Source organism: Nostoc sp., assembly GCF_036919575.1.
Lineage (GTDB): Bacteria > Cyanobacteriota > Cyanobacteriia > Cyanobacteriales > Nostocaceae > Nostoc.
Genome location: NZ_JBALBY010000100.1, coordinates 1 through 9907 on the forward strand (window position 1 = coordinate 1; position 9907 = coordinate 9907).

Here is a 9907-nt window from a genome sequence, read left to right on the forward strand (position 1 = left end):
GCTGCTTCTACTGCTGCTTTAACTGTCTACACCAGAGAAGCTTTGCCTCAACAATGGGCAATGACGCAACACAATCTCGCAAATGCCTACAGGGATAGAATTAAAGGAGACAGGGCAGAGAACATCGAAAATGCGATCGCGGCTTCTACTGCTGCTTTAACTGTCTACACCAGGGAAGCTTTGCCTATTTATTGGGCAAGAATGCAAAATAATCTCGGACTTGCCTACACGGATAGAATTAAAGGAGACAGGGCAGAGAACATCGAAAATGCGATCGCGGCTTCTACTAGGGCTTTAACTGTCTACACCAGGGAAGCTTTGCCTCAATATTGGGCAGCAATGCAACACAATCTCGCTGTTGCCTACAGGGAGAGAATTAAAGGAGACAGGGCAGAGAACATCGAAATTGCGATCGCGGCTTCTACTGCTGCTTTAACTGTCTACACCAGGGAAGCTTTGCCTATTTATTGGGCAGGAATGCAAAATAATCTCGGACTTGCCTACAGGGATAGAATTAAAGGAGACAGGGCAGAGAACATCGAAAATGCGATCGCGGCTTCTACTGCTGCTTTAACTGTCTACACCAGGGAAGCTTTGCCTATTTATTGGGCAGGAATGCAAAATAATCTCGGACTTGCCTACAGGGATAGAATTAAAGGAGACAGGGCAGAGAACATCGAAAATGCGATCGCGGCTTCTACTGCTGCTTTAACTGTCTACACCAGGGAAGCTTTGCCTATTGATTGGGCAGAAACGCAAAATAATCTCGGACTTGCCTACAGGGAGAGAATTAAAGGAGACAGGGCAGAGAACATCGAAATTGCGATCGCTGCTTATACTGCGGCTTTAACTGTCAGAACCAGAGAAGCTTTGCCTCAAAATTGGGCAGCAACGCAAAATAATCTCGGACTTGCCTACAGGGATAGAATTAAAGGAGACAGGGCAGATAACATCGAAAATGCGATCGCGGCTTCTACTGCTGCTTTAACTGTCTACACCAGAGAAGCTTTGCCTCAATCTTGGGCAATGACGCAAAATAATCTCGGACTTGCCTACAGGAATAGAATTAAAGGAGACAGGGCAGATAACATCGAAAATGCGATCGCGGCTTCTACTGCGGCTTTAACTGTCTACACCAGGGAAGCTTTGCCTCAATATTGGGCAGGAATGCAATACAATCTCGCTATTGCCTACGGGGATAGAATTACAGGAGACAAGGCAGAGAACATTGATCAGGCGATCGCGGCTTATACTGCTGCTTTAACTGTCAGAACCAGAGAAGCTTTGCCTACTGATTGGGCAGAGACTTTGTGGATGCGGGGAATTGCTCATCAAAATATAAACAAGTTTGACTTAGCATACAATGATTTTGAGTCTGCCATTGACACTATAGAATCTTTACGGGAAGAAATAGTATCTGGAGAAGAAAGCAAACGTAAACAAGCGGAACGCTTTAACCAAGTTTATAGCGGCATGGTAGAAGTTTGCACAGAATTAAATAAGATTACCGAAGCAATTGAATATGTTGAACGTAGTAAAACCCGCTATTTAGTTGAACAAATTCTTGAACGTGACTCTAAAACTATCTTCCCCCCAGAAGTAGTCACTCAACTAGAAACATACAAGGATGAAATAGCCGTAGGACAATATCAAATCCAAAATGGTAAAGCTGAAAATCCCCAAGTCCTAGCGCAACATCTCCAAAAATTGCGACAGCAGCGTAATGAATTACAAAACCGCTATTTAACTGTTGGCTATGGTTTCAAATTTGACTCATTCCAGCCTACTTTAAATGAGCGTACAGCCATTATCGAGTGGTATATTCTCAACGACAAAATTCTGGCTCTTATTGTCACAAAAACAAGAGAAGTAACAGTTTGGCAATCTCAACCAGAAGACCGAGAAGCTCTGCAAAATTGGCGAAATCAATATTTACGAAGCTACTACATTCAAAAAGACCAATGGCTTAATAGCTTAGGGGAATCACTCAAAGAATTAGCCTCAATTCTGCATATAGATGAAATATTAAACCAGATACCAAAGCACTGCGATAAACTCATCCTAATTCCCCATCGATTCCTGCATTTATTCCCCCTTCATGCAATTCCAATAAATCAAAATTCTGAAAATTCGTCTTGTCTTCTGGATTTATTTGCTGGTGGTGTGAGCTATGCACCCAGTTGTCAACTACTGCAACAAGTACAACAGCGCAAACGTCCTGATTTTCAATCTCTGTTTGCAATTCAAAATCCTACAGAAGACCTGAATTACACCGATTTAGAAGTACAAGTTATTCAAAGCTACTTTAATACTTCCAACGTTCTGAAAAAAACAGCAGCGACACTCACAGCTACTAATAATACTGACTTAAATACTTACCATTGCGCCCACTTTAGCTGTCACGGGTATTTTAACTTAACAAACCCCGGTAAATCAGCCTTAATTTTGGCAAATGCACCCGTCGCAGACACACCAACAAAACTCGACTCCGAACGTTACCTGAATTTGCGAGTAGGGGAAACCCACGATTTAGAAAAATGCCTTACCTTAGATAAAATCTTCGCTCTCAAATTAGAAAAATGTCGCCTCGTCACTCTTTCTGCTTGCGAAACTGGATTAATTGATTTTCAAAATACCAGTGACGAATATATTGGATTACCTAGCGGTTTTCTATTAGCAGGTAGTCCCAGTGTCGTTAGTTCCCTATGGAAAGTAGATGACCTTTCCACCAGCTTTTTGATGATTAAATTCTACGAAAACTTATTCAAACTCGGTCGATTGGAAGCAGGAGATGTTGCCATAGCCCTGAAGGAAGCTCAAAACTGGCTGCGAAATCTGACTATTGAGGGATTAGACAGATTTTTGGAGGAACACAAAACCCAGATTGAAAAAGTCCTTGCTCAACTAAGAGTAGGACAACGCATCATATTTCAAGAATCTTTGAAACTAATCAAGCAACGTCAACCCCTACCTTTCGCAAATCCCTACTACTGGGCTGGATTTACAGCTTCTGGACTTTAAGCACCAGATTCGGGGACTTTACAAAAGTTTTTCGCACCTAGTTTAAAAACACAAATACTCAGTGCAGTCGCAGTACCTAGAGGAATGCCTGCACTAACAGCCAATGGTTCTACAATTGGAGCAATTAATCCAGATTCCAAAAATTGTCTAACTTCCTCCTGACAGAGGAATTGGCGGCTTTTTTCGAGCAAATCATTTAACGATCTATCTGCTTCCTGTGCAGTCTCCCGCATAACAAGCAGTGGAACGGCATCGTCTAAATAGCCTTCACACTCTTCTATGGTATCCAAAGCTGCTAAAGCCCCTGGACTATCCGCCAACTGGCTGCGAAACTGACTAATTTCCTCTGGTGTAACGGTAAGCATTTAAATAAATACACGAAATTTCAGCAATTATACCTCTAATAGTTTCGCAGAAAGCTTTTAACAAATCGAGACAGTTAGCGATCGCTTTCGTGGATAGAGAGAGAACTAAAAACTATAATGAACGCATGAAGTAACTAATAAAAGCAAAATAGTTACAAATAATTGCTAACAGCAAGGAGAATGTAAATAATGGAGGCTGATAGCATTTCAGAGCAAAGGCTACTTGAAAAAATTCAAAAGCTACCTCCCGAAAAAGTTTTGCTAGTTGAAGATTTTATTGATTCTTTGGATCAGCAAAATACAGATCATAGCCTTACCTTTGCAGCAGCAAAACTTTCTGAGCCAGTTCTGCTTAAAATCTGGGATAATCCTGATGATGCAGAATATGACACACTATGAATTTGATGATATTAGCTATTTTGGGTTGATATGCGATCGCACCTCAATTCAAAGCCTCGCTCTATCACTCAAACTCAGTTTCGCAGAAAGCTTTTAACAAATCAATACTGAGATAATTTTGCATCAACAACCCGACCTGCTGACCTTTTTTGTTGACGCTTCAGCACTGCGATCGCACCAAAAGCACCAAGGGCTAAAATCCCCAAGTTGATCGCAGGTTCAGGGACAGACTTCGCCTCAATCGCCGCCAATGCAGCATCTGCTATCACCTGATGAGCAGCCGTCGTTGGGTGGAAACCGTCCCAGACGAGAAACTTGTTGTTACCTGGGTTACATATATCTGGACTAAATAGACAAGAATCGGTTACATTCGTAAAACCTAATGCACTTGCCTGATTAAATAAAGAATAAGTATCAACAGAGAAGATGTTGAGATTCGGGTTTTGACTCAAAGCGCTCACAGTTTTTGCTAAACCCAAGTTAAACTCATTAGTTGATTTGCTAAGAGTTGTAGGGTTGCGATTATCAATTTTAGCTGCTGGTAGCTTTCCTAAATCTGGCAAGTTAAACACCAAAATATTTTTCGCGCCGACTCCTACCAGAGTATTCAACGCCAGGGATATATTACTGATTGGCGTGGTTGAGTCTTTGGGGTTGAGAAAAAAGAAATCATTCGCACCTCCCCACAATGTATAAAGTGCATTTGGATCAGCAGTTTGATTATTTGCTTTCAGAGTTCCAGCAAAACCAAGGACTTGTTTGAGTACTCCCGGTAAATTCTCATTCGGACGGACAGCGTTATCTAAACCAGAGCTAGCACCACCGAAAGCGAAGTTTATCCCTTGGGTAGGAATTGGTGTGGGAGGAATAGTAGTGAAATTAATATCAGTCAATAAAGTGGGCTTTAATCCTAGCTGATCTCCGAGATAATCCACCCAGAGCGGCCCATCGGAAAAACGCCCTTCAAAGTAAGGTGGGCTTTGAGGGAATGTTTTCTTGGTAGCATTATATATATTGCCTGTATCAGAAAGACTATCACCAAATACATAAAGCTGATCAAAACTCGCAGCCGAGGCTTTGGTCGGCAACATGAAAGAAAATAGAACGAATCCTGCTGCGATCGCTTGTTTTTTCATATTCATTTTACCTGTGGTATTCCTTAGTCTGTTTAAAAGTAATCAAAGGCCGATAGTAAGTTACTTCAAAATTACAGCATATTTCAAGAAAGGTGAAGTACACTTTGATGATAAAATTAACCTAACAGGAAAGGGATACAACCTGTCTAAAAACCTAGCAGCCTAACGGCTTTGCGCTGTACCTTCTCCCAAGGGGAGACGCTAACGCGAAGACAACTGAACGCCACTTGCTACAACGGGGGGAACCCCCGCAACGCAGTGGCTCATCTATGGGGTTCTACTCGTTGTTCTAGTAGTGCTTTTGGACAACCTGAAAGTAGGTAAAAGATTCATAGGAACTAGACGACCAGCTTTAAAACTCAAACAAATTTTGGATAAATCCAACTACGGTAGGCATAGCGAAAGTTAAAGCTTGGGAGCCAGTGCGTTGGGCGGCTCTGCCGACTTGAAGCACCTGGCGTGGAGAGAACCACCTCTGGACTAGGTAACGCAAGGAACTTAGTTTAAGTGGACTCGTTGAACCAAGAATCTCAGTCACTTTAGTGCTGAGAGTGTCAATTAACTATTCCTCAAAAGTTCATCAAACCCAGATAAAAACGCTGTAAATACTTAGATTTACATTTTCTTGATAAAAAATAGGTGTATTACAAAGAGATAGAAAAATTTATATGCTCAGAGGTGGTAATTACCCACTTTTATGCTATCGATGGACTAACCGCGTTTTAATTTCAAAGCCTCAGCAGCCGATACGCCCTCACCCTGAGTGCCGAAATATGACAAACCTGTAGCAGCCTCAGCACGAGTTACTGGTTTTTTAGGTTGAAACAGAGTCGTATAACCAAATACCCGCCGAATATTGGATTGTTCGCTATTCTGGTAATCGGCCAACACTGCTCTTAAAGCCTTGGGGTCAATTCGCGCTGCATCTTGGAAACCCCAGGTTTGTTTTACAGCATCTAAGTTAGCAGAGGGTAAAGCTTGGCGAGTATCTAGAGGTAATTTCCACAGCAGCAACTGTTCCCGCGTTAGGGGTGCATCAGGACGAAACAAAACTACTGTAGAATCTCCAGACAAAGGACTGGGAATTAACCCAGCTTCGGCTAATCCCTGAATTGCTGGAAAATCAGGGTCTTTTGCGGACACATCACTAAAAATTGGTTGAGTACTTTCTGATGCCAAGCGAATTTGTTTCGCTGGATTGCTGGCATACATAGCATTGTTAGCAGCAATTAGCCAACGGGCGTATTCACGATGTGTAATGATTTTACTGGGTTCAAACTGGTTAGTTGTGGTAGTAGAGTTGCTCTTATTTGCCTTTGGTTCTAGAGACAAAACACCTAATGCAGCCAAGTCTTGGATGTGTTGCCGCCATTCTTGCGGTACCTTATTCAGATCGTTGAAAGCCTGAGATTCGGTTGTGGCTGTAGGAGTTGTTTGGTTATTAGCGATGTTTGGTGGCTGTGCTGCCAAATTTGCAGGTGGTACCGGGCCAATGAACTGGGGATTGCCTGGTTGAGGAATGGCGTTATTAGTTTCGTTAGGATTTGTAGTTGGGGTAGGTTGTGCCGTTGTAGTACTATTCGGTACGTACTCAATTAATAATTCAGTGGCTGTTTGGGGTTGATTCGGTGTGGCCTTAGTAACTGATTTAGGCTGAATGGAAACCTTCAACAGCAAATTGTTACGACGTGCCTCAAAAGCACCACCCGCATCATCTGTTGGCTGTTGCAAAATCTGCCAGTTATTTGTTTGAAACTGGCTGCGATAAAAGCTAGCAATAAAGTTGCTGGGGTCAGAACTCAACCAACGAGTTGAGATTCTGTTTTCTGAGCCACTAGCAGGTGTAACTTCCTGTAGTTTGGCATTGGAATATAGGGGGATATCTTTGGGAAAATCAGTTGGTAACTTAATTGTTGATTCGTTTTGCTGTGCTTGCGGTGGCTTAACCTGAGATTCTTCAAACACAGCTGGATTGTTTTGCAGCTGAGGATCTGCCGCCAAAGATTGCTCAAGGTTTTTGGCGACTGGACTGTTAGCACAGGCTGTTAACGAGGTGAGTAGAACAGCCCAAATTAGAAATACAGCTGGACGTTTACAGGGAAGCACAGGAAATCACAAATTGAGTTTCAATCCCTACCCTAGCGCAGACTGTTCATTAAATGGGAATCCGAATAGGGGATTGGGCATTTCCTCCAGTCCCCCTGCTCTTGTTCGTATTGGTGAAGATGATGATATCTCAAAAAATTAGTAAACGGTAGCTAAAAGCTACCGTGTTGTCTTTGTTTTACAGCCATTAGGTTTTATTCCCATGCTTATTTATAGAATTCCCTAAAATTCTGGCAAACTAACATTTTCGGAAAAAAAACACAAATAAATCTGGAATGCTTGCTAGATAAGAGTTTTGTGATTTTGGTAGTCCCTTAGTTCTGAGATCAGGGTTAGAGCCACCCACTACGAACTAATCAAAATTAATCTGGCAGACTGCAAAATCATGAATCAATTTTTCAGATATAGGACTAGTATTTGATTTTTGAAATGCACGTAGTGGACCCTCTAGGCTAAAATAGTGCATTAGACGTAGGTTGGGTGAAGCGGAGCGCAACCCAACTGATTATCAGGATGTTGGGTTACGCAAAGCTCCACCCAACCTACAATTTTTTTGCTGAAGCGGTTCGTTATTCCGTAACTCGTGCGTCAGTCCTAAATTTTTCAGATAGTTCTCGAAATATTCAATTACCAAAGCGGATAACTGATTGCAAGTTCGCCAAAAAACCAAAAGTTTGAATCTCTTTGCAGATGCACTAGCAGTCAGGCGATGCCTACGGTGGTCACTGAGCTTGCCTGCCCTGAACCTGCGCCGTACCCTTCGGGATCTTGCTACGCGCAGCGTCTCGTAGAGAAGGGTCGAAGTGCGGGCAAGCTCAGTCTACGCCAAGCAACTGAAGTGATAGACTAGGACTAAAGCCCCCCTTAGCCTCACCCAAGGAGGGCAATGGATAAAGTTCGCTAACGCTGGCTTACAATTGATTCTGGAAATTATTCATCTAACGATGGTAAGCTGAGTAAGGCAATAGCTGGAAAATGCCAGTGTTAACCAATTCCAGGAACTTAGCGTAAGTTCGTTATTCTTGGCGGCTGGGGTTATATGCAAAGCAATCAAGTGTTGCAGCAGTTTCCCTAGTATCTGTTAGCGATCGCTGTTTCCCAATCAACAGTAGGATTGGGTAGAGACAAAAAAGACACTTCATCGGATGCACTGGCGGTTGAGAAAACCCTCTACAAACTTGGTCTGAACAGTTAACAGCTTCCTGATAGATTAGATACAATTAGGATTTGCGTTTGGTTGGGCGTAGGCTTTGCCCAACCTAGGCATCGCTATTTCAAAGCGAGGACTCGAATTGACATGGTGCTGCACTAGCCAATTTGACATAGTATCAAAGCTTTCACCTGCTGGCTCTGGCGAAAATTTTGATTCAGGGCAAGGGTGTTTGTTGGAGATGAAGTTAGCCAAAAAGGGGCAAAAGGCAGCGAAAAGATATGTCTGATGTCAAAAACGCCAATCTGATAGAAGTATGAAAATCTAAAATAGATATTAAATTGAAGAAAAAACAACGACCATCGACAACCGTCAGTCCATTTTACTTTCTGTAAAGCGTCACCGGGTTGTTACGAGTGCTGAAACACGATTACATGCAACTTTCCCAGGATCAGCCTATTTATTCTGAGGCTCCACTCCAGCTGTTACTGTTTGTCGATGGACGCCCCAAGTCCCGACAACAGGTGCAGCGAATACGTGCTTATTTAAAAGAATTGCAGGCTGAGTACAGTTTTGAACTTCAAATTATCGATATTGGACAACAACCTTACTTAGCAGAACACTTTAAATTGATCGCAACGCCAGCTTTAATCAAAATCCATCCTGAACCACGACAGATTTTAGCTGGGAGTAATATCATAACGCAATTGAAAAACTGGTGGCCTCGCTGGCAAGCTGCTGTAGACACCTACTTAAAATTACAGTCAGACTTACAAGAACGTATAGACGACAATGCTAGAGTGACATTACCCAAATCCACTATCCGTTCAGTTGCAGTTTCTGCTGAACTCATCCGACTCTCAGACGAAATTTTTCGCTTGAAGCAGGAAAAAGATCACCTCCAAGAGCAGCTACATTTTAAAGACCGGGTGATTGCGATGCTGGCACACGATCTCCGCAATCCGCTAACTGCTGCCGCGATCGCCATAGAAACTCTCCAATCTAACTACAATTTAGAGACAGGGGAATTCCGGCGCCTTAAACCATCGATGACGGCACATTTATTAAAACAAGCCCGTAATCAAACTAAAGTCATTGATCGGATGATTGCCGACCTTTTGCAGGTAGGTTGTGGCAAAGATATAGAATTTCCGATTATACCACAAAAAGTACAGCTAGGTAAACTTTGCTTAGATGTACTAGAAGAATTAGGCGATCGCTACACCGCCAAAGCCCAAGAGGTAGAAACGGATATTCCCAATGACTTACCTGATGTATATGCTGACCCAGAACGCATCCGCCAAGTGCTAGTGAATCTGTTGGATAATGCCATCAAATACACCCCAAAAGGTGGAAAGATTAGCGTTGCCGGATTGCACCGCACTACCCAAAAAGTTCAGTTTAGTATAGGCGACACTGGGCCTGGTATTCCTGTAGAAAATCGCGATCGCATCTTTGAAAACCACTTTCGCCTGCAACGGGATGAAGCTACAGAAGGTTATGGCATTGGTCTTTGTTTATGCCAACGCATCGTCCTAGCACATTATGGCCAAATTTGGGTAGATTCTGCCCCCAATAACGGAGCATGGTTTCACTTCACATTGCCAGTTTATCCTTCTTAGGGATTGGGGATTCACAAATGACAAATGACAAATGACAAATGACAAATGACAAATGACAAATGACAAATGACAAATGACAAATGACAAATGACAAATGACAAATGACAA

General features: G+C 42.6%; 7 protein-coding genes. 3 read left to right on the plus strand and 4 right to left on the minus strand.

Features of this window, described 5'->3' with window-relative positions; genetic code table 11:
• Positions 1-3021 (plus strand): CHAT domain-containing protein (locus V7K27_RS25140; protein ID WP_334950933.1); only part of this gene is annotated, 3021 nt, incomplete at its 5' end.
• Here V7K27_RS25140 and V7K27_RS25145 read toward each other — a convergent pair.
• Entirely contained in the window at positions 3018-3386 is a 369-nt protein-coding gene (locus tag V7K27_RS25145) for a hypothetical protein (RefSeq protein WP_334950935.1), read from the minus strand. The genes V7K27_RS25140 and V7K27_RS25145 overlap by 4 nt on opposite strands.
• 189 nt (positions 3387-3575) lie before the next feature.
• Here V7K27_RS25145 and V7K27_RS25150 point away from each other — a divergent pair, with 189 nt between their 5' ends.
• Positions 3576-3785, plus strand: coding sequence for a toxin-antitoxin system, antitoxin component, Xre family protein (locus tag V7K27_RS25150; protein WP_334950936.1), 210 nt, complete (start codon positions 3576-3578; stop codon positions 3783-3785).
• A 101-nt stretch (positions 3786-3886) separates the two neighbouring features.
• Here V7K27_RS25150 and V7K27_RS25155 read toward each other — a convergent pair whose 3' ends face one another.
• The 3 genes from V7K27_RS25155 to V7K27_RS25165 all read right to left on the minus strand — a co-directional run bounded on the left by V7K27_RS25155 (position 3887) and on the right by V7K27_RS25165 (position 8169).
• The gene (locus V7K27_RS25155; protein WP_334950937.1) at positions 3887-4927 is read right to left on the minus strand and encodes an SGNH/GDSL hydrolase family protein; all 1041 of its coding nucleotides are present in this window, start codon (positions 4925-4927) and stop codon (positions 3887-3889) included.
• A gap of 705 nt (positions 4928-5632) precedes the next feature.
• On the minus strand, positions 5633-7027 hold the full coding sequence (locus V7K27_RS25160) for an S-layer homology domain-containing protein (RefSeq protein WP_334950938.1): 1395 nt from the start codon (positions 7025-7027) through the stop codon (positions 5633-5635).
• A 1016-nt stretch (positions 7028-8043) separates the two neighbouring features.
• A complete protein-coding gene (locus tag V7K27_RS25165; RefSeq protein ID WP_334950939.1) occupies positions 8044-8169 on the minus strand; it encodes a hypothetical protein in 126 nt (41 codons plus the stop codon).
• 424 nt (positions 8170-8593) lie between these two features.
• Between V7K27_RS25165 and V7K27_RS25170 the strand changes: the two genes are divergently transcribed.
• Positions 8594-9799, plus strand: a complete 1206-nt coding sequence (locus V7K27_RS25170) for a histidine kinase (RefSeq protein ID WP_334950940.1) — start codon at positions 8594-8596, stop codon at positions 9797-9799.
• The last annotated feature ends 108 nt before the right edge of the window (positions 9800-9907 follow it).

Bases quoted from the DNA above. Each gene is read 5' to 3' on its own strand.
- V7K27_RS25145 (WP_334950935.1), bottom strand. From the start codon at position 3,386: ATGCTTACCGTTACACCAGAGGAAATTAGTCAGTTTCGCAGCCAGTTG.
- V7K27_RS25150 (WP_334950936.1), top strand. From the start codon at position 3,576: ATGGAGGCTGATAGCATTTCAGAGCAAAGGCTACTTGAAAAAATTCAA.
- V7K27_RS25155 (WP_334950937.1), bottom strand. From the start codon at position 4,927: ATGAATATGAAAAAACAAGCGATCGCAGCAGGATTCGTTCTATTTTCT.
- V7K27_RS25165 (WP_334950939.1), bottom strand. From the start codon at position 8,169: ATGAAGTGTCTTTTTTGTCTCTACCCAATCCTACTGTTGATTGGGAAA.